We start from the raw sequence: 23,832 nt of genomic DNA on the forward strand, positions 1-23,832 counted from the left end.
GCACCCATGCGGCAGACATCAGGGCCAGCGCGACCATGCAGCCCGCGATGCCGGGCGCGGTCGGGGTCCCGGTCAGTGCCGACCGTGCGACGATGATCGTCAGCACCCACAGCATCCCGGTAATCGCATAGAGGCCGCGGCGTCTGATCCCGGACAAGGCCAGAGCGGCGAAAGCTGGTGCCATATTCATGTCTCCGGTTGGAGGGCGTGGGTCCGCAGCCTGCCGTTTGCAGCGACTGCGCCCGCACCGGCCGGGGCGACCGGCCAAGGTCGGGAAGGGGCGCGCCGGGGCGTCAGAACAGTTCGACATTGCCAACCCTCGGGGCAAGCGGCGCCTCGCGGGGCGGCGGCTCGGTGCGCGCAAGAACCAGAAGCTGGACCCGTCCCGTAACCGGCCACAGACGGATGCGCCGCGCCTGTGCCCCGCCCAGATCACCGCTGATCAGGGCGATGCCCTCATCGCGCAGAAAGCAGCGGGCGGCCTCGGCGTTGCGGGCGCCGATATCGGGCAGACCCGGCATCATCCGCGCGCCGCCGAACAGCTTGGCCTGCATCCGCGCGCGCGAGGCCCCCTTGCGCAGCAGCGCATTGACCAGAATTTCCATCGCCGCGGCGGCATAGCGGTTGTCGCGCGGATCACCGCCGCCATCGGGCAACAGGAAATGATTCATCCCGCCGATCCCGCGAACCGGATCGGTGATGCAGGCGGACACGCAAGAGCCAAGGACCGTGGTGATCACCGCCTCGGGCCGGTCCGACACGGCATGTTCCCCCTGAACCACATGAATGACCTTTGGCTCTGTCACCCCCATGCCCGTTGCCTCTTGCCACAGGGATCGGCCCGCAGCAGTGCGCTGCCGATCCGTGTCAACGGCAGAACCTCGGTGGCGCCGCCCCGTTCGACGGCCACCCGCGGCATGCCCCAGACGACCGAACTCTCGCGATCCTGCGCGATCGTCAGCGCCCCGGCGGCCCGCAGCGCGCACATGCCCTCGGCGCCGTCCGCGCCCATGCCGGTCAGCAGGGCCGCCCTGACGCTGAACCGGTCCGCCAGTGCCGCCACCTGCGCGAACAGGACATCGACCGACGGGCGATGCCCGGACACCGGCGCGCCCGCGATCAGGCGCAGGCGTGGCAGCCCCGATGGCACAAGGCCCAGGTGATGCTCGGTCGAGGCTGCAAGGCAGATCGTGCCGCGTTCCAGCGGCTGATTGTCGGTCGCCGCCACGACCTGCGGCGCGAAGGCGCCGTTCAGCCTGCGGATCAGCCCCTCGGCAAAGCCGGGGCGAATGTGCTGGATGATCAGTGTCGGCGGGCAATCGGGGGGAAACGTCGCCAGAACCGTTTCCAGCGCGGGGATGCCGCCGGTCGAGGCACCGATACAGATGATGCTGTCCACCGGGCCGCGTCCGGCCAGCGCCGGGATGGGCATGGCGGAGGCCCTGACTGTGGCGACCCTGACTGTGGCGCCCCTGTCTGCGGCCACGCTGACTGCGGCCACGCCGCCTGTGGGGGCCTTCGACGGGCCAGCCTTGTCCGGCGGCGTCAGGGATGCGTCGGGTCGCGCACGGGCCGCTGGTGCCACCGATTCGGCGCCGCTGATCCGCTGCGCCAGTGCCGCCACCTTTGCCGAGAGCGGGCGCCGTTCTTCGCCATAGATGAACAGCGCGGCGCCGATCAGGCAGATCATGTCCGCAAGCGCGTCGAAATCGGGCAGCTCTGCCAGCTCGGCCGCCACCAGCAGATGCTGGGGCATATGCGCCTCGACCATGCGGTAGGTGTCGCCCAGCGTCGCACTGGCCAGCACGCGGAACGCGCCCGCGCCCGACTGTATCTGCACGATCGCATTGCGGCGCGGCCCGTTCGGGTCTGCGATCAGAATTACCGGCTCGGACACCACGACCCTCCAACGTCAATGGCTGGACTGTCGCCGAGAAAGGTTAAGAAAGTGTCTGCGTTTCAGTTATTTATTCGACATCTGAAAGGGCGGGGGGAAATCCTTTCTTAAGCATTGGCTGCTAGGAAGAGGGGGTTGTGGCCATCCTGAGGTAATCGCCGTGCTCGCCCTGACCTTGCCAGAAACGCTTGACCGCAAGTCCGTGGACGAGCTTTGGAAAAACCTCATGTCGCATCGCGGTTCTGACGTGATGCTGGATGCCGGCGGCGTGCGCCGGGTCGCTGCGACCGGCCTTGAACTGCTGGTCTCTGCCGCCCGGCAATGGGCCACCGATGGCAAGGCATTCGACAGCCGCGACTGGGGCGATGAGGCCCGCGCGGACCTTGCCGGACTGGGGGCTGACGGCACCGTCTTCGCCGCCGGTGGCCCGGCATGACCGTGCGCATCCTGGCAGTCGACGATTCGCCGACGATCCGCGCGCTGGTCGCCCGGGCATTGAAGCCGGCGGGGTTCGACGTGTTCCTGGCCGCCGACGGGGTCGAAGGCGTCGGCGCCCTCTCTGACGCCGACCCGCACCTGATCATCACCGACATCAATATGCCCAATCTTGACGGGTTCGGGCTGATCGAGACGGTCCGCGCCAGCGCCGATTACGCGACGGTCCCGATCCTCGTGCTGACGACCGAAAGCGGCGCCGAGCTGAAGGCGCGCGCCCGTGCGGCAGGCGCCACCGGCTGGATCGTCAAGCCGTTCGACGACACGCAACTGGTCGCGACGATCGACAGGGTCCTAGGGAGGTAGCCTCAGTGAACGATATGGACGAATTCCGCGAGATGTTCTTCGTCGAATGCGACGAACTGCTGGAGGTGCTGGCAACCGGCCTGCGCCAGATGGAAAGCCCCGATGCCGACAAGGAAACGGTTCACGCCGTGTTCCGGGCCGTCCACTCGATCAAGGGCGGGGCTGCGGCGTTCGGGCTGGACGACCTCGTGACCTTTGCGCACCGTTTCGAGACGGTCCTGGACCAGATGCGCTCCGATCGCCTTGATGCATCGGCTGCGGTCATGGCGGTCATGCACCGCTCGTCCGATTGCCTTTCGGATCTGGTGTCGGCGGCGCGTCAGAGCCAGTCGCCCGACACCACCCACAGCGAGGCGCTGCTGACCGAGCTGGACGGGTTGCTTCAGCCCGAGGACAGCTCCGACGCAGAGTTTCAGTTCGTGCCGATGATGATTGATCTTGAACCGCTCGATCTCGACGCCCCCCCCGGGGCCCCGGCAGGATTTCTGATCCGTTTTGCGCCGGAACCTGATCTTTACCGCTCGGGCAACGATCCTGCGGCGCTGTTGCATGCACTGGCAAAGCTGGGCGAGGCGGCGGTCACACTGATCACCGACAGGGTCCCGCTGCTGGAGGACTGGTCGCCGGATCGTCCCTCGCTGGCCTGGGAGGTGCGGCTGACCGGCGATCTGTCCGAGGCCGTTATCCGCGGCGTGTTCGAGTTCGTCGACGAATGCTGTCAGCTGCAGATCGCGCCGCTGGGCACCCCTGAGGCGCCCCCTGCGACCGTCGAACCTGTGGTGGAACCCGCGCCTGTCCCGGCGGCGCCCTCCGCACCTGTCTCCGGACCGGCGAAGAAACCGGCGAAGGAACCGGCAAAGCCCGCCGCATCCGCCCCTGCCGAGGCGGCGGGCGCGACGATCAGGGTCAGTCTTGAACGGGTCGATCGCCTGATGAACATGATCGGTGAAATGGTCATCAAGGAGGCGATGCTGTCGCAGGTCATCCAGACCGCCGGTCTGGGCGATTCGCCCGATGTCAGTGCCGGCCTCGACGGCATCCGCCAGCTTGCCGGAGAGATTCAGGAAAGCGTGATGGCCATCCGCGCCCAGCCCCTCAAGCTGGTCTTTCAGCGCATGCACCGCATCGCGCGTGAAACGGCGGAAGCCACCGGCAAACAGGTCCGCATGATCACTGTGGGCGAACATACCGAGGTCGACAAAACCGTGATCGAGCGGCTGGTCGATCCGCTGACCCACATGATCCGGAATTCGATCGACCACGGGCTCGAGGATTCGGTGACGCGCCAGCGCCGCGGCAAGCCGCAAGAGGGCACCATCACCCTGTCCGCCGCGCATCGCTCGGGGCGGATCCAGATCGAGGTTTCGGATGATGGCGGCGGCATCGACCGACCCCGCGTCCGTCAGATCGCCGAGGATCGCGGCCTGATCCCCCCCGGCGCCACCCTGTCACCGACCGAGATTGACCAGCTGCTGTTCCTGCCGGGCTTTTCCTCGAAAAACGAGGTGTCGGCTTTGTCCGGGCGGGGTGTCGGTCTGGATGTCGTGCGGCGCGAGATCATGTCTCTGGGCGGGCGGGTGATGATCCACTCGGTCGAAGGCGCCGGCACGACATTCTCGATCGCGCTGCCGCTGACCCTTGCGGTGCTGGAGGGGATGCTGATCGAGCTGTGCGGAGAGACGATGGTGCTGCCGATCACGGCGGTTCAGGAAACCCTCAGGGCGACGCCCGACATGCTGCATGGCGTCGGCAAAAGCAGCCAGCTGCTGTCGAACCGGGGCGAGCTGATTCCGATCATCGACCTGGGCTGCATCTTTGGCCTGCGGTTCGCGCCGGCGTCGCTGGACGATGGGGTGCTGATCGTTGTCGAAAGCGACAGCCAGCGGCGCGCCGCGCTGCGCGTCGACGGGATCTTCGATCAGCGGCAGGTGGTGATCAAAAGCCTCGAACAGAACTACGGCCGCGTGCCGGGCGTGTCGGCGGCCACGATTCTGGGGGACGGCAAGATCGCCCTGATCATCGACTCCGAAGAAATCGTGCTGTCCTCCTCCAACGATCACAGCAGGGCCGTGATGGCGCTGGCAGCAAACGGGTGACGCATGCTTCAGACCATGTCCCAACATTCAATCGGCAAGGGCGATGTCGTCGCCTTCAGGCTTGCAGGTCAGGATTTCTGCATTGATATCGGCTTTGTCCGGGAAATCCGGGGCTGGGCGCCGACGACGGTTCTGCCGCATGCGCCTGACTATGTGAAGGGCGTCATCAATCTGCGCGGCGCGGTGGTCACCGTGGTCGATCTGTCCGCCCGCCTCGGTTTTGGCGCCGCCGACCCATCGCCACGGCATGTCGTCATCATCGCCATGCATTCGGGCCGTGTCGTGGGTCTGCTGGCGGATCTGGTGTCCGATATCGTCACCGTCAACGACGAGGCGATGCAGCCCGTACCCGACATTGCCTCCGACCCCGCGCGGGAATTCATCAGCGGCATGATCACCTTTGACGATGGCCGCATCCTGCGCAAGATCGACCTCGCCCAGCTTCTGCCCGCACCGCAGGGAGGCGAGGCGTGACCCCGGCCAGTCCAGATCTGACCCATGCGCAGTTCGGCAAGCTGGCGGCAATCATCCATGCCGACAGCGGAATCGTGCTGTCCGAGGCCAAGAAAAGCCTGCTGGTCGCGCGCCTGAACCGGCGGCTGCGCGCCCTGCGGCTGCCCGATTACGGCGCCTATTGCCACCATCTTGACGGCACCGGCGGCGCCGAGGAACGCCGCCACCTGCTGTCGGCGATCACCACGAACGTGACGGCCTTTTTCCGCGAGGCGCATCATTTTCAGGCCCTCGCAGACGAGGTTCTGCCGCCCCTGATCGCCGCGGCGCGGCAGGGTCGGCGTGTGCGCCTGTGGTCGGCCGCCTGCTCCTCGGGGGAAGAGCCCTATTCGATGGCCATGACCCTGCTTGAACAGTTCCCCGAAGCGGCGCGCCACGACATCCTTATCCTGGCCTCGGATATTGATCCCGTCATCGTGGCGCGCGCGCGCGCGGGGCGCTTTGGCCCGGATGAGATCAAGGCGCTGGACGACCGCCGCCTGCAGCGGTTCTTTCAGCGCGACGACGACGCCTATCTTGCCCGTGACGAACTGCGCGCATTGCTGCGCTTTGCCGAGATCAACCTGCATCAGGCGTGGTCGTTTTCGGGTCACTTCGACGCGATCTTCTGCCGCAATGTGGCGATCTATTTCGATGGTGACGCGCGCCGGGTGCTGTGGCTGCGCTTTGCCGCCCTTTTGCCGCCCCAGGGCGAACTGTTCATCGGGCATTCCGAACGGATCGACGGCCCTGCCGCATCGCTGTTCGATCTGGCAGGCGCCACCCGCTATCGCCGCAATGACCTCGCGGCCCCCACTGTCCCGACGCAAGGAACCTGACCATGCCCCTGAAATCCAACCTGCATGTGATGGTGGTCGATGACATGACCATCAGCCGTGCCCTTGTCGAACAGGCGCTCGACTGGGCCGGGATTTCCAATGTGCAGTACGAGGCTGCCGGAGACGCCGCCTATCGCAAGCTGGTGGCGGCGCCCGTGCATCTGGTGATTTCCGATTACAACATGCCCGGCATGGACGGGCTGCAATTGCTCGAGGCGCTGCGGCAGACAAAAAGCACCCAGCGCATCGGCTTCATCCTGATCACCGGCACCGCCAACCGCGAACTGATCGAGCGCGGCCAGCGCGCCGGCATGAACAACTTCATCGCCAAGCCCTTCACCAAAGAGGCGCTGTTGCGGGCCATCGAAACGGTCACGGGCAAGCTGATATGAGCCGGGGCAAATCGGCGCAGGACAGGGCCCGTCCCCCGGCCATGTCCGAATATCCGGACATGGCCTCCTGGGAGGACGCCGGGCCGATGGGGCAGGCGGCGACCGAGCTGCCGTTGGTCACGGTCTTGTCGCGCGTGGCCGCCGAGGCCGACTTTCTCGCCACGGCCCTGCTGCGCTTCGAACATGACATCGGCCGGGCTCTGGGCGAAATCGACGGCGAGGGGCTGCCGACGCTGCAGGATGTCGACGCAACGCGGCAGGGGATCGAGGGGCTGGGGCATTTCCTCTCGGCGCTTTGCCGGCAACTGGATCCGGACGTCATGTGTGCCGCGGGCGCGGCGGCGCATTGCCTGACGATGCGGGCGCAGGTGCGGCGTCTTGTGGGGGACCTGCCCGCCACAGACCCGGCAGACGATCCGCCCGAAATATGGTCGTGACGCAGCCGCCGGTTGCCCGGACCGACGCCGCCCACGACCAGACCGGCCCCTTGCCCCAGCCGACCGATGCGGGCAGGCACCTGCGCGCGCTCTGCCCCGACCGGCTCCATGCGGGGTCCGACCACCCGGACCATGTCTGGCAGCGGGGCGATGCCCGCGTCATCGCGCCGGTCGCCTGCCAGCCGCGCAGCCGGACTGCCGACCGCGCCGTCGAGGTGCTGATCCACCGCCCGCCTGCGCGCGGCCTGTCCCCAGGACGGCCAGCCGGTTCCGGGCATCATCCACGCCCGGGCGCCGGACCTGACCCTGACCTGCGGCCGCACCCATGGCCCAGCCATCGCAGCCGCCCTGCCGCGCCGCAACCGGCATCGGCCTAGCCCGTGCCATCCCCGCATCCGGGCGGGCCCAGTTGCTGCGCTATCTGACCGAGGCAGCGGGCCTCATGTTCCGCTGCTGCAATGCCATCACCCTGCCGCCGATCGAACCGGCAACGGGCGCGGTCGACGACCATATCAGCTAAGGCGAAGGCGCATGGAACGTGATGGCCGCATGGCCAATCCTGACCGCGCTGGCGCCAGCTCGCCGCCATGCGCGGCCAGGACCCCGCCCGACGCGACGCTGCGCCCCGATATGGCCGCCGCCCGCCGGGCCATGGGCCAACCCCGGAGACAGGGCCGCCGGTCTAGAACCGGCCCGCCATCCGCCGACGAATATCCTCGCGGTCATCCCGGATCATCGCGGGGATCAGAAACAGGTCGATCACGCACCACAGGGCGACAAAGCCCACCCCGATCCAGCCGACCAGAACCACGGTCAGCATCCAGCTGACCGCCCAGACCGCCAGCATCAGCAGCCCCGAGATCCAGCGCCCCAGATACATGCGATGAACGCCAAAGCCCCACAGGAAAATCAGCAACAGATAGGCGACCAGAGGCGATTTCGCCTCATTCGCCACCCGCTGCTCGATCAGCAATTCGCGCTGCATATCCATTCGCCGCGTCCTCTCATCCTGACACGGGCCTCAAGCCCGCCCTCTCAGATAAGAACCCACAGCCACCGCGCAAGTTCACCCCCCACCCAGCTTCTTCTTCATAAAAATATCCAGACCCGCCCCCGGCACGCGCCCCGGCCCGAAAACCGCGCAACGGCACCGCGCAAGCGGTGTACGCCCTGTGCACATGCTGTGCGCGCGGGGGTGCGCGCCTTGTGAGGCTAAAAACCCGGCAATTGCTGGCCCCGACAGGCCCGGCGCCGGTCGGTGCCGCAACAGCACCGCGCGCTATTCGACGCGCTCGAACCGGTCAAAGACCAGACCGATGGGTTTGATCGGTGCGCCCTGCTGATCCACCCGGTTCACGTCCATCACCGCCATCCGATAGCGTCCTGCCTCCAGCAGGACCGGCCCCAGTTGCGCATCGGTGGTGCCATTGGCGTCGTCATTTTCGCCCGCCAGCATGCCATTCGCCCCGAACAGCGCTAGCTTGGTGTCCACGCCCACCGACTGCCCGGACGCGGCCACGATCAGCACCCCCGGCGCCGGCATCTCGAATGTCACCCATTGCGCGCTGCCATCATGCAGCAGCACCGTCTCGCGGTCGCGCGTCAGGTCCAGCGCCTGCACCGGATAGCCCGAATCAGCGGGCGGCGGCATCTCGCCCTTGCGCCATGCGGTGCGCAGATAGCTGTTGCGGTCCAGCGCCTCGGCCGACACCGTGATGTCACCCTCGCGCGCCGACAGCGGCGCCATGCCGATGCAGTAATCGCCCGCCGCCAGCGGCGTCAGGAAATCCAGCCGCGAATTCAGCCCGTCGGCATCGTCGTTCTCGGCGATCAGCGCGCCCGTGCCGTCGAACAATTTCAGATAGGGATCAAGCTCTTCGCTGGCCGCACGCAGGGTCATCGAGGCGTCCTGATCCAGGGTAAAGCGCAGATACACGACCTCGGCGCCGGTTGTCTCTTCGACCCGCCCCTGCGCCAGCGCAGCCCCCAGCGGGCCGTCGGTCAGATCGCGCGCGGGCGTGTCAGGCGTGCAGGCATTGATGGTCAGATCGACCGGCGCCGCCAGCAGCGGCGGCTGATCCATGCGGCTGACCTGCACGGTCGCCTGCTGCACCGGATTGCCCACCGGCACCAGCTGCACACAGTAATCGCCCGGCTCCAGCGTGGTCTCGATCCGCGAATTCAGCGTGCCATCCACATCGTCATTGCTGGCCAGCACCTCGCCATCGGGCGTCGACAGCGTGATCGATGGGTCGCCGTCACCGATCGTCATGGCCTCGATCCGCATGGCCTGCGCGGTCTCCGCGATGTGAAAGGCCAGCCAAGGATGCTGGCCGCTGCCGGTCGCGGCCTCCTGTCGCAAGGGGTCTGCGGCGCGGGCCATATCCGATCCGTCGAAGGTTCCGCCCAGCCAGTCGGCGGCCACCCCCGAACAGACCGGGCCCGGATCCTCCGCCGCCGCAGGCAGCGGAATCAGGGCGGCAAGGCCGATTGCAAGCGTCAGAAACTGTTTCATACGAGCACCTTGGCACAAAGAGTCGCGCGCAATCTGGCACCCTGCGGGCCGTCGGGCAAGCAGTATCACCGCAGGAAATTCCGCCGATGGTGCTTGACCCCTGCGCCCGCCCGCGCTTGAAGGCAGAAAAGCCACGCCCACGCCCGCCGCGCGGGCCGGAACCGGAAAGCGAGCGCCATGAAGTTCACCCTCTCCTGGCTCAAGGAGCATCTCGACACCACCGCGACCCTCGACCAGATCGCCGAGGCGCTGACCGATCTTGGCCTTGAGGTCGAAGAGATCAGCGACCCGGCGGCAAAGCTGGGCGCCTTCACGCTGGCGCGGGTCGACCATGCCGAGCCCCATCCCGATGCCGACCGCCTGCGCGTCTGCCGGGTGATGACGGATGAGGGCGAGAAACAGATCGTCTGCGGCGCCCCCAATGCGCGGGCCGGGATCACCGTGGTTCTGGCCAAGCCCGGCGATTACGTGCCCGGCATCGACGTGACGCTCGGCGTGGGCCGCATCCGGGGCGTCGAAAGCCACGGCATGATGGCGTCCGAGCGCGAGCTGGAGCTGTCCGAGGAACATGACGGCATTATCGAGCTGCCCTCGGGGCAGGTCGGCCAGCGCTTCGTCGACTGGCTGGCCCAGAACGCGCCCGACAAGATCGACCCGATGGTCCATATCAAGATCACGCCGAACCGCCCCGACGCGCTTGGCGTGCGCGGCATCGCCCGCGATCTGGCGGCGCGGGGACTTGGCGTGCTGAAACCCGCGCGGCAGGCCCGGATCGAGGGCGCGTTCCCGTGCCCGATCGCAGTCACCATCGCGCCCGAGGTGGCCGCAAAGGCGCCGTTCTTCGCGGGCCGGGTGGTGCGCGGCCTCACCAACGGAGCCTCGCCCGACTGGCTGCAAAAGCGGCTGAAGGCCATCGGTCTGCGCCCGATCAACGCGCTGGTGGACATCACCAATTTCTTCACCTTTGATCTGAACCGTCCGCTGCATGTCTTTGATGTGGCCAAGGTTTCGGGCAACCTGACCCTGCGCGCCGCACTCTCGGGCGAGGTGATCGAGGCGCTGGACGACAAAACCTATGCGCTGCCCGAAAGCGCCGTGGTGATCTGCGACGACAATGGCCCCGAAAGCATCGCGGGCATCATGGGCGGCGCAGCCTCGGGCGCGTCCGGGGCCACGACCGATGTGTTCATCGAGGCCGCCTATTTCGACCCGATCAGCACCGCCGCCGCAGGCCGGGCGCTGAAGATCAACAGCGATGCGCGCTATCGTTTCGAACGTGGCATCGACCCTCAATCGACCCTGCCGGGGCTGGATCTGGCCACGCAGATGGTGCTGGACCTGTGTGGCGGTGAGCCCTCGGACGTGGTGACGGCGGGCGCGCTGCCCGACACAAGCCGCGCCTACCGGCTGGACCCGACCCGCACCAGCAGCCTTGTCGGCATGGACATCCCCGAACCCACCCAGCGCGCCACGCTGGAGGCGCTTGGCTTCCGGCTGGAGGGGGACATGGCGCATGTGCCCTCGTGGCGGCCCGATGTGCTGGGTGAGGCGGATCTGGTCGAGGAAATCGCCCGCATCGCCAGCCTGACAAAGCTGGAGGGCAAGCCGCTGCCGCGTCCGCGCGCGGGCGTGCCGCTGCCGATCCTGACCCCCCTGCAGGCCCGCGAAAAGATCGCGCGGCGGATGGCGGCATCGCTCGGCTACAACGAATGCGTCACCTACAGCTTTATTGACGCGGGGGCGGCCACGCTGTTCGGCGGCGGCAGCGACGCCCTGCGCGTCGAAAACCCCATCAGCAGCGAGATGACGCATCTGCGCCCCGACCTGCTGCCCGGCCTGCTGGCGGCGGCGGCACGTAATCAGGCGCGCGGTTTCGCCGATCTCGCCCTGTTCGAGCTGGGCGCGGTCTTTGAGGGCGGTGAGCCGGGAGAGCAGAGCCAGCGCATCAGCGGGATTCTGATCGGCCAGACCGCGCCGCGCGATCCGTTCGGCAGCCGCCGCAAGGTGGATCCGTATGACGCCAAGGCTGATGCCGAGGCGATCCTGCAGGCCATCGGCGCCCCCGCAAAGGCTCAGATCAACCGCAAGCTGGACGGCTGGTGGCATCCGGGCCGGTCGGGCAATATCGCACTTGGCCCCAAGGTTCTGGCCACATTCGGCGAGATCCACCCCAAAATCCTGCGCGAGATGGATGTGAAGGGCCCCGCCGTGGGCTTTACCATCCATCTGGCCGCTGTGCCCTTCCCCAAGGCGAAAACGCCCACCCGCCCGGCGCTGGAACTGTCCGAGTTTCAGGCGGTCGAGCGTGACTTTGCCTTTGTCGTCGATCCTCAGGTCGAGGCGCTGACGCTGGTGAATGCGGCCAGCGGCGCCGACAAGGCGCTGATCCGGCAGGTGACGGTGTTTGACCAGTTCACCGGGCTTGAGAACGGGCGCAAATCCATCGGCATCACCGTGCGGATGCAGGCGGGCGACAAGACCCTGACCGATGCCGAGATCGAGGCCGTGGCGGCGAAGGTCGTCGACAAGGTCCAGAAGGCCACCGGCGGCGTGCTGCGGGGCTGACCGGGCGTCTGACTGTCGCGTCACGGGGCGGATTTTTCCCGCCCCGTGATGTTTTTCATCTTTTCTGCTGTCGGAATTGAACGAAATGCCGCCCCGCAGCGTTCAAGGGGAACGCCGAAGATTGCGCCTTTGGTGCCCCGCAGGAGATGACGTGACACAACGACCTGATCTGGCGATCGCCATGCTGATCGCCCCCCTTGTTGCAGGCGTGTTCCTGCTGGACCTGTATTACCCGTTGGGCACAGCGGTCTGGCTGCTTTACGTCGTGCCGCTGGCGCTGGCCTTTCTGTCGCGTCAGCCGCTGATGCCTGCCGGGGTGGCTGTGGTGACCTGCGCGCTGATGGTGGCGGGCTTCATGCTGGACCGGGCGGGCATCAGCCCCGGCATTGCCGCCGCGAACCGGACCATGGCGGGGGTGGTCTATCTGGCGCTGGCGGCTTTGGGCTATGGGTTGATCGTGAACCGCGCCCGGCTGGCGCGCAGCGAATGGGTGCATCAGGGGCAGGTCGTCACCTCGCGCGCCATTCAGGGCGATCTGTCGGCACAGCGGCTGGCGCAGCAGGTGCTGGCGGCGCTGGCCGAGCAGATCGGCGCCCGCGCGGCGGTTGCCTATACGCGCAACGGGCGCGGCTTTGTGCGGCTGGCGGGGTGGGGCGTCGACACTGCCGCGCTGGCCGAACGCATCGACGAGGGCGAGGGCCATCTGGCCCGCGCTGTCTCTGGCGGCGCGCCGCTGTCGGTGGCGCTGTCGCCCGATCAGGCGCTTGGCTGGGCCACCGGACTGGCGCGCGGACGGGCACCGCATTCAGTGCTGGTGCCGCTGCGCGACGGTCAGCTTGTGAATGGCGTGCTGGAATTCGGGCTGCAGGACCCGCCCTCGGGCCGGATGATGGACCTGTTCGACCGGGTGTCGGACAAGCTGGGCATTGCCCTGCGCTCGGCCCAGTATCGCGAACAGTTGCAGGAATTGCTGGAGGAAACCCGCCGCCAGTCCGAAGAACTGCGCAGCCATGGCGAGGAACTGGCCGCCACCAACGAAGAGCTTGAGGAGCAGACCCGCGCCCTGCAGGACAGCCAGACCAGGCTGGAGGCGCAGCAGGCCGAGCTGGAAAGCCAGAACGCCCAGCTGGAAAGCCAGACGCAGGAGCTGGAGGAACAGCGCGACGCGCTGGCCCGCTCGCGCCGGATGCTGGAGGATCAGGCCGAGGCGCTGGCCCGCGAAAGCCGCTATAAATCCGAATTCGTCGCGAACATGAGCCACGAACTGCGCACGCCGCTGAATGCGCTGCTGATCATGTCGCGGCTGCTGGCCGAGAACCGGGGCGGCACGCTGACCGGCGAACAGGTCCGGTGGGCCGAAACGATCCAGTCCTCGGGGCAGGATCTGCTGGCGCTGATCAACGATATTCTCGACCTGTCCAAGATCGAGTCGGGCAAGGTCGAACTGGCCCGCGACGAGATTGATCCCCGGCACATCGCGACCCGCATCACCCGCGCCTTCGAGGCGCAGGCCCGCGAACGGGGGCTGGAGCTGACCGCCGAGGTTGCAGCCGGTCTGACCGGTTTTGAAAGCGACAGCCAGCGGCTGGAACAGGTGCTGCGCAATTTCGTCTCGAACGCGCTGAAATTCACCGAACGCGGGCGGGTGACGCTGCGTGTGTCGCGGGTGCCGCAAGGCGTGGCCTTTGCCGTCGAGGATACCGGCATCGGCATCGCCCCCGACCAGCAAGAGGCCGTGTTCGAGGCGTTCCGGCAGGCCGATGGCACCATCTCGCGCCGCTATGGCGGCACCGGGCTGGGGCTGTCGATCTCGCGCGAGCTGGCCGATCTGCTGGGCGGGCGGCTGACGCTGGACAGCCAGCCGGGTCGCGGCAGCACGTTCTCGCTGATCCTGCCGATGCGCCCCGCGCAGGGGCGCCCTGCGCAGGCCAGACCCACGGTGATGTCTGCCCCGGCGCCTGTGCCAGCGCCGGTCGCGCCTCTGGCGCTGGACATGCTGGCGGGGGTCGAGGATGACCGCGACCTGATCCAGCCCGGCGAACGGGTGATGCTGGTGGTCGAGGATGACCCGGCCTTTGCCCGCATCCTGTGCGATCTGTCGCGCGAACTGGGCTTTCGCTGCGTCTGCGTGGGCCGGGCCGATGATGCGGTCACCGCCGCGCGGCATTATCTGCCCCATGCCATCGTGCTGGATATGGGCCTGCCCGACCATTCGGGTCTGTCCGTGCTGGACCGCCTGAAACGCGACACCGCCACGCGGCATATCCCGGTCCATGTCGTGTCCGCCGAGGATTACACCCAGCAGGCGCTGTCGCAGGGCGCGATCAGCTATATGCTGAAACCCGTGCAGCGCGACGATCTGGCCCATGCCCTGCGCCATCTGGAAACCCGCCTTGAACAGCGCATGCGCCGCCTGTTGATCGTCGAGGATGATCCGGCGCAGATGGAGGGGCTCAAGGCGCTGCTGGGCAATGACGAGGTGCAGGCCATCGGTGCCGGCACCGCCGCCGAGGCGCTGCGCATCTGCCGCAGCGAGACGGTCGATTGCATCGTTCTGGACATGACGCTGCCCGATGCCTCGGGCTTTGATCTGCTGGAACAGCTGGACGGCGACGGCATGGCGGCCTTTCCGCCGGTGATCGTCTACACCGCCCGCGCCCTGTCCGAGGCCGAGGAACAGCGCCTGCGGCGCTACTCCAAGTCGATCATCATCAAGGGCGCGAAATCGCCCGAACGCCTGATCAACGAGGTGACGCTGTTCCTGCATCAGGTCGTCAGCGATCTGCCCGAAAAGCAGCGTCAGATGCTGGCCGCCTCGCTCAATCGCGATGCCCAGCTTGAGGGGCGGCGCATTCTGGTGGTCGAGGATGACATCCGCAACGTCTATGCCCTGACCGGCGTGTTTGAACCCCACGGCGCCACCGTTCAGATCGCCCGCAACGGCCGCGAGGCGCTGGAGGCGTTGGGCCGCGTCAATGACAGCGCCGCACCGCGGATTGATCTGGTGCTGATGGATGTGATGATGCCGGAAATGGACGGTCTGACCGCCACCCGCGAGATCCGCAAGATCGACCGCTGGAAAACGCTGCCGATCATCATGCTCACCGCCAAGGCCATGGCCGAGGATCAGAACCAGTGCCTGGCCGCAGGTGCCAATGACTATCTGCCCAAGCCGCTGGATGTGGACAAGCTGCTGTCGCTGACCCGTGTGTGGATGCGGTAATGAGCATTCAGCCCATTCTGCCGCACCCGCCCGAGGCAATCGAGCTGGACCTGTTCCTCGATGCGCTGCACCGGCGCTATCATTATGATTTCCGGTCCTATTCCCGCACCTCGCTGATCCGGCGGGCGGAACTGGCGCGCGACAGGCTGGGCTGTGCGACCCTGTCCGAGGTGCAGGGGCGTTTGCTGCATGACCCGTCCGTGCTGCCCGACATCATCGACGCGATGACCGTGCAGGTCAGCGAATTCTTCCGCGATCCCGACTATTTTCTGGCGCTGCGGCGCGAGGTGATCCCGCATCTGCACACTTTCCCCTCGCTCAAGGTCTGGGTGGCGGGCTGTGCGGATGGCGAGGAGCTGTATTCGCTGGCGATCCTTCTGGACGAAGAGGGGCTGCTGGACCGCACCCTGTTCTACGCGACCGAGATCAACCGCCGCGCGCTGGCCCGTGCCGAGGCCGGGGTCTATGGCATCGACCGGCTGGCGCTGTTCTCGCAGAACTATCAGCGGGCGGGGGGGCGCGGCTCGCTGTCGGATTACTACACGGCGGCCTACGGGCGCGCGGCCTTTGACCGCCGCTTGCGGGCGCGCACGGTGTTTACCGAACACAATCTGGCCACCGATCAGGTCTTTTCCGAGGTGCATCTGATATCCTGCCGCAACGTGCTGATCTATTTCGACAATACGCTTCAGGACCGGGCGATCGGTCTGTTTGCCGGGGCCTTGGCGCGGTGCGGTTTTCTGGGGCTGGGCCTGCACGAAACGCTGCGCTTTTCCGCCCATGCCGGGGCCTTTTCCGCCTTTGACGACACCCAACGCATCTGGCGCCGAACCAGTCAGGACCATCCGAATGCCGCATAACCCCATCCGCTTTCTGATCGTGGACGACATCGCCGAGAACATCATGGCACTGGAGGCGCTGTTGCGCCGCGACCGGCTGGTGATCGACCGCGCGTCCTCGGCCGCCGAGGCGCTGGAGCTGATGCTGGTGCATGAATATGCGCTGGCCTTTCTGGATGTGCAGATGCCCGGCACCGATGGCTATGAACTGGCCGAGCTGATGCGCGGCACCGAACGCACCCGCAGCGTGCCGATCATCTTTGTCACCGCCGCCGAGATGGACGACGCCCGCCGTTTTCGCGGCTACGAGGCCGGGGCGGTCGATTACATCTTCAAGCCCATCGACCCGCTGGTGCTGCAATCCAAGGCCGAGGTGTTCTTTCGCATCGGCCAGCAGGCCAAGGAACTTGAACGCCAGCGCGATGAGATGCGGGCGATTGCGCGCCACCGCGACCGGGCGATGGCGCGGCTCAAGGCGCATGCCGACAACTCGCCGCTGGCGCTGATCGAATGCGACCGCGAACTGGTCATCCGCGCATGGTCCGAGGGCGCCGAGCGGATATTCGGCTACACCGCCGCGCAGATGCTGGGCCTGAAGGTCAGTGCCTCGGGCTGGATCGACGCCGCGGCTGCGGCGCAGCTGGCGGGCTGGTTCGATTTCGACGCCCGGACGCCGCCGCGCTTTTCCGCCGACATCGCCGCGCATCATGTCAGGGGGCAGCGGATCGACTGCGAGATCTACGCCTCGATCCTGCCCGACGAGGCCGACGCCATGTCGCTGTCGCTGCAGGTGCTGGACATCACCGAACGCAAGCAGGCCGAGCAGGTGCGGTCCCTGCTGATCGGCGAGCTGAACCACCGCATCAAGAACACGCTGGCCAATGTGCAGTCCATCGCGCGTCAAAGCCTGCGCCAGTCCGACAGTCTGGAAAGGTTCGAGGCCAGCTTTACCGGCCGTTTGCAGGCTCTGGCGCGGGCGCATTCGATCCTGTCGGACGCGACCTGGGCCAGCGCGCCGCTGGATCAGCTGATCGACGATCAGATCCGCTCGGGGGCGCTGGATGCCGACCGGCTGCACCGCGATGGCCCCCCCGTCGATCTGGCGCCCGAGACCATGCTGCGGCTGGCGCTGACCCTGCACGAGCTGGGCACCAATGCCGCCAAATATGGCGCCCTGTCGGTGCCTGCGGGGCAGGTGCATCTGAACTGGACGCTGGAGCGGGGTCTGCTGACGCTGATCTGGCGCGAGGCGGGCGGCCCGCCGGTCACGGCGCCGGCGCGCAGCGGGTTCGGCACGACGCTGATCGGGGCGGCGGGTGGCGGCGATGCGGCGGCGGTGCAGGCGGACTGGCGGCCCGAGGGGGTCGTCTGGACGATCCGGCTGGCCGATGGCGTCACGCCCCTGCATGACAAGGCCGTCGCGGCAGATCCGGCGCCACTCGTCGCGGCAGGCGCATCGTCCAGCCTGTCGGGCTGTCGCGTCCTGCTGGTCGAGGATGAACCGCTGGTCGCCATGGACCTGCGTTTCGAGCTGGAGGATGCAGGCGCCACCAGCGTGACCATCGCGCGCACCTTGCCCGAAGCGCTGGATCTTGCCTCGACCGGGACCCTTGATCTGGCGCTGCTGGACGGCAACCTGGGCGGGCAGCCCGTCGACCGCGTGGCCGAGGTGCTGACGGGGCGGGGCGTGCCCTTCTGTTTCGTGTCGGGCTATGGGCGCGAACATCTGCCGCAGGGGTTTCAGGACGCGCCGCTGATCGAAAAACCGTTCCGCCCCGATGTCCTGCGCGCGGTGCTGACGGCGATGCTGTCGGATGCGCGCAGCCGGATGCTGGAACGCGCCGCCGAATAGGCCGATAAGAACGCCCGTTCCCGTCAACGCGCCGCGCCCCGAACCGCCTTTCGGGCCCGGCATGTCGCGCAGATCACCATTCCTCCGCAGGCCGCAGGGCTGGAAAGCATGTCCGCGACGGGCGGCAGTGGTGGCGCGGTCCGGGCTTGCACCCGGCGCGGGTTTGGGGCATCCCACCGCCCTCGCGCAGCACAAAGGAACGCCTCATGCAGGGCAGCGCCGCCGCCGGTCCCGCCATCCTCTTTGACAAGGTCGGCAAGTCCTTTCCCAAGAAGGGCGGGCGGGTCATGGCATTGCAGGATGTGACGCTTGAGGTGCCCGAGGGCAGCATCACCGGCATCATCGGACGATCCGGCGCGGGCAAATCGACGCTGCTGCGCATGGTCAACGGGCTGGAGCGCCCGACCGAAGGCCGCGTGATCGTCGCAGGCCACGATGTCGGCGCCGCACGGGGCCGCGCTCTGCGGGCAATCCGGCGCGATGTCGGGATGATCTTTCAGCACTTCAACCTGCTGGCCTCGCGCAGCGTGCGCGGCAATGTCGCCCTGCCGCTGGAAATCGCGGGCCTGCCCACAGCGCAGATCCGCCCGCGCGTGGATGAGCTGATCGCGCAGGTCGGCCTGACCGCGCTGGCCGACCGCTATCCGGCGGAACTGTCGGGCGGCCAGAAACAGCGCGTCGGCATCGCGCGTGCGCTGGCCACCCGCCCCAAGGTGCTGCTGTCGGACGAGGCGACCAGCGCGCTGGACCCGGAAACGACGCAGACGGTGCTGGAGCTGCTGACCCGCATCAACCGCGATCTGGGCCTGACCGTGCTGCTGATCACGCATGAGATGGCCGTGCTGCGCGACATCGCCAGCCATATGGCGGTGATCGAGGCCGGGCGCATTGTCGAATCCGGCCCGGTGCTGGACATTTTCACCCGCCCCGCCCATCCGACCACCCGCAGCTTTCTGTCGGGCGTCACCGGCGCGACGCTGCCCGGTTTCATCGCCCACCGCCTGCTGCCTGACCGCCCCGAAGGCGCCAGCCAACAGGTGATCCGCGTGACCTTTGCGGGCACCCATGCCACCGACCCGATGCTGTCGATGCTGGCCGCCGAATGCGGCATCACCGCGAATATCCTTGCGGGTGCCATCGAAGAAATCGGCCCGCATCCCTTCGGCAACCTGCTGATCTCGGTCGATGCCGCGCGCGGCGACGAGGCGCGGGCCTATCTGGAACGCCACGGGCTTTTGACGGAGGTGCTGGGCCATGTCCGCTAATCTCATCCCGATCCTGTGGGATTCGACGCTGCAGACGCTGTATATGGTGGCGATCTCGGCCATTCTCGGCACGCTTGGCGGGCTGCCTCTGGGCGTCTTTCTGGCCACCTCGCAACGGGGTGAATTGCTGTCGGCGCCATGGGTGAACTGGCTTCTGGGGCTGGTGGTCAATGCCACGCGCTCGGTCCCGTTCATCATTCTGGTGGTGGCGATCATCCCCTTTACCCGGTTGCTGGTCGGCACCTCGATCGGCACCAACGCCGCCATCGTGCCGCTGACGCTGGCTGCGATCCCCTTCATCGCCCGGCTGGTCGAGAATGCCATCCGCGAGGTCGATGGCGGGCTGATCGAGGCCGCCCGCGCCATGGGCGCCACGCCCTTGCAGATCATCCGCAAAGTGCTGATCCCCGAGGCGCTGCCGGGCATCACGCTTGGCCTGACGCTGGCCGTGGTCAGCCTGATCGGCTATTCCGCGATGGTCGGCGCCGTGGGCGGGCAGGGTCTGGGCGATCTGGGCATCCGGTACGGCTATCAGCGCTTCATGCCCGAGGTGATGGCCGCTGTCGTCGTCATCCTGATCGTGATGGTGCAGCTGGTGCAGTCGCTTGGCGAATGGATCGCCGCCCGCGTTGACCGCCGCGCGCCCCGCAATCGCGGCGCCTGAGTTTCCCCACTCTATCCGCAGACAAGAAAGGACCAATCCCATGCTGCGACTGACAACCTTCGTTTCCGCCCTTGCCCTTGGCACCGCCGCCATGGCGCAAGACATCACCGTCGGCGTCTCGCCCGGCGAACATGGCGAGATCATGGAAAAGGTGGCCGAAGTGGCTGCCCCCCACGGCCTCAACATCGAAGTGATCGAATTTTCCGATTACGTCGTGCCCAATCAGGCGCTGGCCGATGGCGATCTGGATGCCAACAGCTTTCAGCACCGGCCCTATCTGGAAAACCAGATGAACGATCGCGGCTTTGCGCTGGCCGAGGTCGGCACCACGATCACCACCCCGATGGGCATCTATTCCGACCGTCTGGACAGCATTGACGACCTGCCCGAAGGCGCGCAGGTGGCGATCCCCAACGACCCCACCAACGGCGGCCGCGCGCTGCTGATCCTGCAGGATCTGGGCATCATCACGCTGACCGAGGGCACCGGTCTGGTCCCCAGCCCGCTGGACATCGCCGACAACCCCAAGGGTCTGCGCTTTCTGGAACTGGACGCGGCGCAGCTGCCGCGCACGCTGGCCGATGCGGATATTGCGATCATCAACACCAACTATGCGCTGGCCTCGGGCCTGTCGCCCAAGGGTGACGCGATCGCGATGGAAAAGGCCGACAGCCCCTATGTCAACATCCTCGTCGTGCAAGAGGGCCGTCAGGCCGAGCCATGGGTGCAAATTCTGGTCGAGGCCTATCACTCGGCCGAGGTGAATGCCTTCATCGACGAGAAATATGAGGGCGCCGTCCTGACCTCGTGGTGATCTGGCGGGGCCGTCCTTACAGGCGGCCCCGTTCCGTCAGGCGCTGGACCAGCCCCGCGCCTGCGAACAGCAACAGCCCCATCGCGGCCAGCAGCACCAGCGCCGCGAACATCAGATCGGTCTGGCCGCGCCCGTTGGCCATCAGCATCAGATAGCCCAGCCCCCGGCTCGATCCGACCCATTCCCCCACGATCACCGCGAAGGGCGCATAGACCGCCGCCAGCCGCAGCCCGGACCCCAGCGCAGGCAGGGCATGCGGCATCTGGATCAGCACCAGCCGCCGCAGCGGCGTGGCCCGCATGGCCCGCGCCAGATCGTCCAGCGCGGGCGGCGGGCGCATCAGCGCGTCAAACAGGACCGAGGCTATGGGGAAATAGACCACCAGCGCGACCATCACCACCTTGGAGGCCGCGCCATAGCCCAGCCACAGCGTCAGGACCGGCGCCAGCGCAAAGACTGGCACCGCCTGCGCCACGACCAGCATCGGCCGCATCATCGCCCGCGCAAAGGGCGACAGCGCCAGGTTCAGCGCGGTGACGATCCCCAGCGCCACGCCCGCCAGCAGCCCCGCCGCCAGATTGGCCAGCGTAAAACGGGCATGTTCCGCCAGCATTGGCGCATTGCCGATCAGCGCCGCAGCCACGCGGCCCGGTCCCGGCAGGATGAAATGCGGGACACCCGTGGCCCAGACCAGCGCCTGCCACAGCGCCAGCCCGGCCAGCAGGACCAGCCCCGCGCTCAGCCCGCGCATGGGCGCGACAGGGCGGCGAACAGCGCTGCCTGCGCGGCCAGCACCTCGGGGGCGGCCAGCGGGCGCGGGGCGGGGCTGGCGGGCAGGGGCAGCGGCCTGCTGCCCGACGGCGCGATCAGAAAGGCGCGATCGCCAAGGCGCGCGGCCTCCAGCGGATCATGGGTGATCAGGATCACGGTCCGCCCCGCCAGCAGCCCCGCCGCCAGATCCTGCATTGCCGCCCGCGTGGCCGCATCCAGCGCCGAGAACGGCTCGTCCAGCACCACGACCGAGGCATCCTCGATCAGGGTGCGGGCCAATGCGACCCGCTGGCGCTGCCCGCCAGACAGGGCCGCGGGGCGGCGATCCTCCAGCCCCGCCAGCCCCAGACCGGCCAACAGATCGCGGGCGCGCGCCGTGTCAGCCACCTCGCCCCGCAACCGCGCGCCGATGGTCACATTCGCCAGCGCGCTGGCCCATGGCAGCAGCTGATCCTCCTGCCCCATCAGCGTGACCTGTCCCGCCAGCACGCTCACGGTCCCCTCCAGCCGCGCCGCCACCGGCAGCCCCGCCACGATCCGCCCCAGCGTCGACTTCCCCACCCCCGAGGCGCCCATCAGACAGGTCCAGCCCCCCGGCACGCAGTCGATCTCCAGTCCCCGCGCCAGAGGCGTATCGCCCAGCCACAGTTCCCCCCGGATCCCCATGGCCCCCGCGCCCCTGCAGCGGTCCGGAAATATCCCGGGGGGAGTCCGCAGGACGGGGGGCAGCGCCCCCCTGCCGCCCTCGCCATGCGGCACGCTCATGCCCGGTCCAGCCCCATCTGCCAGAACCCGACCTCCAGCTGCGTGGCCTGCGTGAAATGCCGCGCCAGCGTGACCGCCCGTGGCAGTGACGGCCAGTCAGGCCCAAGCCGCGCCTCGATCGCGCGGTCGATCAGCGCCCCGGTCTGACGGCACAGCGCCTGATACTCCTCGCCGCCATAGGTCGCGGTCCATTCGCCATAGGGCCCGCCACTGTCCGCATGGCGGCGCCCGATCTCACCATAGCCCAGCACGCAGGGCGCCAGCGCCGCCAGCAGATCGAGGATGTCGCCGGCATAGCCCGTCGCCTGCACATAGCGGGTATAGGCCATGTTGGCGGGCGATTCCGGCGTGTCGGCCAGCGTCTCGCCGGTGATGCCCTCGCGCGCGCAGAGCGTCACATGCAGCGGCATCTCGTCATGGATCAGGCCGTGGGCGATGGTCAGCGCGGCCTGCATCTCGGCCATGCGGTCGGATTTGGCCGCGACCAGCGCCCAGCACCGCGCGAAATGCAGCAGAAAGACGTAATCCTGCCGCAGATAGTGCAGGAAGTTTTCGCGGCGCAGGGTGCCCGCGGCCAGCTGGCGCACGAAATCATGGCCGGTATAGGCGTCCCAATGCGCCCCCGCCGCCTGCCGCCACAGCGCAAAGGCGCGGCCATAATCCGGCGCGCTCATGGCGCGTTCACATCAACGGCCAGATCGGACAGCGCCAGCCCGCCCGGCGTCGCGCCCTGACCCTGCAGAAACGCCTCGAACCGCAGGTATCGGCCCGCATCCACCGCCGCCGGGCGGCTGGCGAAACGGGGCCATGTATCGGCCCATGCGGCCTCGTTCAGGGGCGTCTGCAACTCGGATGCGGTGGCCGAGAACAGGCGCCATGCCTCATCCGGGTCGTTCTTCATGAAATCGGTCGCGCGTTGGGTCGCGTCCAGAAAGGCGCTGATCGCCTCCGCGTCCATGCGGTCGGGATGGGCCAGATAGATCAGCTCGTCATAGGCCGGGATGCCATGCGCCTCGGGGTAAAGACAGCGGCCCTCTTGCCCCTCCAGCCGCAGTTGGTTCAGCTCGAAATTGCGGAAGGCGCCGATGACGCCATCGACCTGCCCCGACATCAGCGCAGGAGAGATCGACCAGCCGATATTGATCTGCTCCACATCGCCGGGCGCCAGCCCGCCATCGGCCAGCATCGCGTCCAGCATCACCTCCTGCACGCCCGCCACGGCAAAGCCCACCTTGCGGCCTGCAAGGTCGGCGGGGGTCCGGATGTCGCTGCCCGCCAGCACCACAAGGCAGGTCAGCGGCGTCTCGATCAGCGTGCCGACGCGGATCACCGGCAGATCCTGATGGCGCGACAGGTGCAGCTGCGGCTGATAGCTGACCGCCAGATCGACGCGGCCCGCTGCCACCATGCGCGGCGGATCGTTGGGGTCCGAGGGGGTCACCACCTCGACCACCAGCCCGGCATCGGCGAAATAGCCCAGCTCCTGCGCCAGCACGATAGGCGCGTGGTCGGGGTTCACGAACCAGTCCAGCATCACGGTCAGGCTGGTGTCGGCATGGGCGGGCGCGGCCATCAGGGCCAAAGCAAGGATGTGTCGCATATGTC

General features: G+C 67.6%; 24 protein-coding genes. 15 read left to right on the forward strand and 9 right to left on the reverse strand.

All coding sequences use genetic code 11. The features are described from left to right. From ACK41U_RS10240 to ACK41U_RS10250, 3 genes are all read right to left on the reverse strand, one after another. Positions 1 to 184: hypothetical protein (locus ACK41U_RS10240; protein ID WP_409679333.1), on the reverse strand; the 184-nt coding region annotated here is incomplete at its 3' end. A 109-nt stretch (positions 185 to 293) separates the two neighbouring features. Next, positions 294 to 812 carry a chemotaxis protein CheD gene (locus tag ACK41U_RS10245; RefSeq protein ID WP_409679336.1) on the reverse strand — a complete coding sequence of 173 codons (519 nt, stop codon included), beginning with the start codon at positions 810 to 812 and terminating at the stop codon, positions 294 to 296. Continuing rightward, positions 803 to 1,897, reverse strand: coding sequence for a CheB methylesterase domain-containing protein (locus tag ACK41U_RS10250; RefSeq protein ID WP_409679339.1), 1,095 nt, complete (start codon positions 1,895 to 1,897; stop codon positions 803 to 805). The genes ACK41U_RS10245 and ACK41U_RS10250 overlap by 10 nt, the downstream gene beginning before the upstream one ends. 160 nt (positions 1,898 to 2,057) lie before the next feature. On the opposite strand from ACK41U_RS10250, the gene ACK41U_RS10255 reads away from it, so the two are divergent. From ACK41U_RS10255 to ACK41U_RS10290, 8 genes are all read left to right on the forward strand, one after another. Next, positions 2,058 to 2,333, forward strand: coding sequence for an STAS domain-containing protein (locus ACK41U_RS10255; RefSeq protein ID WP_409679342.1), 276 nt, complete (start codon positions 2,058 to 2,060; stop codon positions 2,331 to 2,333). Further along, the gene (locus ACK41U_RS10260; RefSeq protein ID WP_409679345.1) at positions 2,330 to 2,698 is read left to right on the forward strand and encodes a response regulator; all 369 of its coding nucleotides are present in this window, start codon (positions 2,330 to 2,332) and stop codon (positions 2,696 to 2,698) included. Before ACK41U_RS10255 ends, ACK41U_RS10260 begins: the two co-directional genes overlap by 4 nt. Before the next feature lie 14 nt (positions 2,699 to 2,712). Further along, a complete protein-coding gene (locus ACK41U_RS10265) occupies positions 2,713 to 4,794 on the forward strand; it encodes a chemotaxis protein CheA (protein ID WP_409679516.1) in 2,082 nt (693 codons plus the stop codon). A gap of 15 nt (positions 4,795 to 4,809) precedes the next feature. Further along, positions 4,810 to 5,268: a chemotaxis protein CheW gene (locus ACK41U_RS10270; protein WP_409679348.1), complete on the forward strand. Its 459-nt coding sequence runs from the start codon at positions 4,810 to 4,812 to the stop codon at positions 5,266 to 5,268. After that, positions 5,265 to 6,125, forward strand: coding sequence for a CheR family methyltransferase (locus ACK41U_RS10275; RefSeq protein ID WP_409679351.1), 861 nt, complete (start codon positions 5,265 to 5,267; stop codon positions 6,123 to 6,125). The genes ACK41U_RS10270 and ACK41U_RS10275 overlap by 4 nt, the downstream gene beginning before the upstream one ends. A 2-nt stretch (positions 6,126 to 6,127) precedes the next feature. After that, a complete protein-coding gene (locus ACK41U_RS10280) occupies positions 6,128 to 6,517 on the forward strand; it encodes a response regulator (protein ID WP_409679353.1) in 390 nt (129 codons plus the stop codon). 41 nt (positions 6,518 to 6,558) lie between these two features. Further along, positions 6,559 to 6,954 (forward strand): hypothetical protein, encoded by a 396-nt coding sequence (locus ACK41U_RS10285; protein ID WP_409679356.1) that lies wholly within the window; start codon positions 6,559 to 6,561, stop codon positions 6,952 to 6,954. A 325-nt stretch (positions 6,955 to 7,279) separates the two neighbouring features. Further along, entirely contained in the window at positions 7,280 to 7,474 is a 195-nt protein-coding gene (locus ACK41U_RS10290; protein WP_409679359.1) for a hypothetical protein, read from the forward strand. A gap of 162 nt (positions 7,475 to 7,636) precedes the next feature. On the opposite strand, the gene ACK41U_RS10295 is transcribed toward ACK41U_RS10290, so the two are convergent. Beyond that, positions 7,637 to 7,945 carry a TM2 domain-containing protein gene (locus tag ACK41U_RS10295; RefSeq protein WP_409679362.1) on the reverse strand — a complete coding sequence of 103 codons (309 nt, stop codon included), beginning with the start codon at positions 7,943 to 7,945 and terminating at the stop codon, positions 7,637 to 7,639. A gap of 288 nt (positions 7,946 to 8,233) precedes the next feature. Further along, positions 8,234 to 9,469: a DVUA0089 family protein gene (locus ACK41U_RS10300; protein WP_409679365.1), complete on the reverse strand. Its 1,236-nt coding sequence runs from the start codon at positions 9,467 to 9,469 to the stop codon at positions 8,234 to 8,236. A 177-nt stretch (positions 9,470 to 9,646) separates the two neighbouring features. On the opposite strand from ACK41U_RS10300, the gene pheT reads away from it, so the two are divergent. The 7 genes from pheT (at position 9,647) to ACK41U_RS10335 (ending at position 20,691) form a co-directional block, all read left to right on the forward strand. Further along, a complete protein-coding gene (gene pheT, locus ACK41U_RS10305; protein WP_409679368.1) occupies positions 9,647 to 12,034 on the forward strand; it encodes a phenylalanine--tRNA ligase subunit beta in 2,388 nt (795 codons plus the stop codon). A 151-nt stretch (positions 12,035 to 12,185) separates the two neighbouring features. After that, positions 12,186 to 15,257: a response regulator gene (locus tag ACK41U_RS10310; RefSeq protein ID WP_409679371.1), complete on the forward strand. Its 3,072-nt coding sequence runs from the start codon at positions 12,186 to 12,188 to the stop codon at positions 15,255 to 15,257. After that, positions 15,257 to 16,117, forward strand: a complete 861-nt coding sequence (locus tag ACK41U_RS10315; protein WP_409679374.1) for a CheR family methyltransferase — start codon at positions 15,257 to 15,259, stop codon at positions 16,115 to 16,117. The genes ACK41U_RS10310 and ACK41U_RS10315 overlap by 1 nt, the downstream gene beginning before the upstream one ends. Beyond that, positions 16,107 to 17,948, forward strand: coding sequence for a response regulator (locus ACK41U_RS10320; protein ID WP_409679377.1), 1,842 nt, complete (start codon positions 16,107 to 16,109; stop codon positions 17,946 to 17,948). Before ACK41U_RS10315 ends, ACK41U_RS10320 begins: the two co-directional genes overlap by 11 nt. Positions 17,949 to 18,154: 206 nt before the next feature. Continuing rightward, positions 18,155 to 19,213, forward strand: coding sequence for a methionine ABC transporter ATP-binding protein (locus ACK41U_RS10325; protein WP_409679380.1), 1,059 nt, complete (start codon positions 18,155 to 18,157; stop codon positions 19,211 to 19,213). Continuing rightward, positions 19,203 to 19,877, forward strand: a complete 675-nt coding sequence (locus ACK41U_RS10330; RefSeq protein ID WP_409679383.1) for a methionine ABC transporter permease — start codon at positions 19,203 to 19,205, stop codon at positions 19,875 to 19,877. The genes ACK41U_RS10325 and ACK41U_RS10330 overlap by 11 nt, the downstream gene beginning before the upstream one ends. Positions 19,878 to 19,917: 40 nt before the next feature. Then, entirely contained in the window at positions 19,918 to 20,691 is a 774-nt protein-coding gene (locus tag ACK41U_RS10335; protein ID WP_409679386.1) for a MetQ/NlpA family ABC transporter substrate-binding protein, read from the forward strand. Positions 20,692 to 20,707: 16 nt separating this feature from the next. Here ACK41U_RS10335 and ACK41U_RS10340 read toward each other — a convergent pair whose 3' ends face one another. From ACK41U_RS10340 to ACK41U_RS10355, 4 genes are all read right to left on the reverse strand, one after another. Beyond that, positions 20,708 to 21,442: an ABC transporter permease gene (locus tag ACK41U_RS10340; RefSeq protein WP_409679389.1), complete on the reverse strand. Its 735-nt coding sequence runs from the start codon at positions 21,440 to 21,442 to the stop codon at positions 20,708 to 20,710. After that, complete coding sequence (locus tag ACK41U_RS10345; protein WP_409679391.1) at positions 21,430 to 22,128, reverse strand: ATP-binding cassette domain-containing protein; 699 nt, start codon at positions 22,126 to 22,128, stop codon at positions 21,430 to 21,432. The genes ACK41U_RS10340 and ACK41U_RS10345 overlap by 13 nt, the downstream gene beginning before the upstream one ends. A 95-nt stretch (positions 22,129 to 22,223) precedes the next feature. Next, a complete protein-coding gene (locus ACK41U_RS10350) occupies positions 22,224 to 22,901 on the reverse strand; it encodes a TenA family protein (protein WP_409679394.1) in 678 nt (225 codons plus the stop codon). Beyond that, on the reverse strand, positions 22,898 to 23,827 hold the full coding sequence (locus tag ACK41U_RS10355) for an ABC transporter substrate-binding protein (protein WP_409679397.1): 930 nt from the start codon (positions 23,825 to 23,827) through the stop codon (positions 22,898 to 22,900). The genes ACK41U_RS10350 and ACK41U_RS10355 overlap by 4 nt, the downstream gene beginning before the upstream one ends. Positions 23,828 to 23,832: the final 5 nt, after the last annotated feature.

Origin of the sequence: Paracoccus sp. (in: a-proteobacteria), from assembly GCF_046289755.1 — a bacterium.
Taxonomy (GTDB): Bacteria; Pseudomonadota; Alphaproteobacteria; order Rhodobacterales; family Rhodobacteraceae; genus Paracoccus.

Excerpts from the sequence above, each read along its gene's own strand:
- ACK41U_RS10245 (WP_409679336.1), bottom strand. The coding sequence starts at position 812 with ATGGGGGTGACAGAGCCAAAGGTCATTCATGTGGTTCAGGGGGAACAT.
- ACK41U_RS10260 (WP_409679345.1), top strand. The coding sequence starts at position 2,330 with ATGACCGTGCGCATCCTGGCAGTCGACGATTCGCCGACGATCCGCGCG.
- ACK41U_RS10265 (WP_409679516.1), top strand. The coding sequence starts at position 2,713 with ATGGACGAATTCCGCGAGATGTTCTTCGTCGAATGCGACGAACTGCTG.
- ACK41U_RS10270 (WP_409679348.1), top strand. The coding sequence starts at position 4,810 with ATGTCCCAACATTCAATCGGCAAGGGCGATGTCGTCGCCTTCAGGCTT.
- ACK41U_RS10280 (WP_409679353.1), top strand. The coding sequence starts at position 6,128 with ATGCCCCTGAAATCCAACCTGCATGTGATGGTGGTCGATGACATGACC.
- ACK41U_RS10285 (WP_409679356.1), top strand. The coding sequence starts at position 6,559 with ATGTCCGAATATCCGGACATGGCCTCCTGGGAGGACGCCGGGCCGATG.
- ACK41U_RS10290 (WP_409679359.1), top strand. The coding sequence starts at position 7,280 with ATGGCCCAGCCATCGCAGCCGCCCTGCCGCGCCGCAACCGGCATCGGC.
- ACK41U_RS10295 (WP_409679362.1), bottom strand. The coding sequence starts at position 7,945 with ATGGATATGCAGCGCGAATTGCTGATCGAGCAGCGGGTGGCGAATGAG.
- ACK41U_RS10300 (WP_409679365.1), bottom strand. The coding sequence starts at position 9,469 with ATGAAACAGTTTCTGACGCTTGCAATCGGCCTTGCCGCCCTGATTCCG.
- pheT (WP_409679368.1), top strand. The coding sequence starts at position 9,647 with ATGAAGTTCACCCTCTCCTGGCTCAAGGAGCATCTCGACACCACCGCG.
- ACK41U_RS10315 (WP_409679374.1), top strand. The coding sequence starts at position 15,257 with ATGAGCATTCAGCCCATTCTGCCGCACCCGCCCGAGGCAATCGAGCTG.
- ACK41U_RS10320 (WP_409679377.1), top strand. The coding sequence starts at position 16,107 with ATGCCGCATAACCCCATCCGCTTTCTGATCGTGGACGACATCGCCGAG.
- ACK41U_RS10325 (WP_409679380.1), top strand. The coding sequence starts at position 18,155 with ATGCAGGGCAGCGCCGCCGCCGGTCCCGCCATCCTCTTTGACAAGGTC.
- ACK41U_RS10330 (WP_409679383.1), top strand. The coding sequence starts at position 19,203 with ATGTCCGCTAATCTCATCCCGATCCTGTGGGATTCGACGCTGCAGACG.
- ACK41U_RS10335 (WP_409679386.1), top strand. The coding sequence starts at position 19,918 with ATGCTGCGACTGACAACCTTCGTTTCCGCCCTTGCCCTTGGCACCGCC.
- ACK41U_RS10340 (WP_409679389.1), bottom strand. The coding sequence starts at position 21,442 with ATGCGCGGGCTGAGCGCGGGGCTGGTCCTGCTGGCCGGGCTGGCGCTG.
- ACK41U_RS10345 (WP_409679391.1), bottom strand. The coding sequence starts at position 22,128 with ATGGGGATCCGGGGGGAACTGTGGCTGGGCGATACGCCTCTGGCGCGG.
- ACK41U_RS10350 (WP_409679394.1), bottom strand. The coding sequence starts at position 22,901 with ATGAGCGCGCCGGATTATGGCCGCGCCTTTGCGCTGTGGCGGCAGGCG.
- ACK41U_RS10355 (WP_409679397.1), bottom strand. The coding sequence starts at position 23,827 with ATGCGACACATCCTTGCTTTGGCCCTGATGGCCGCGCCCGCCCATGCC.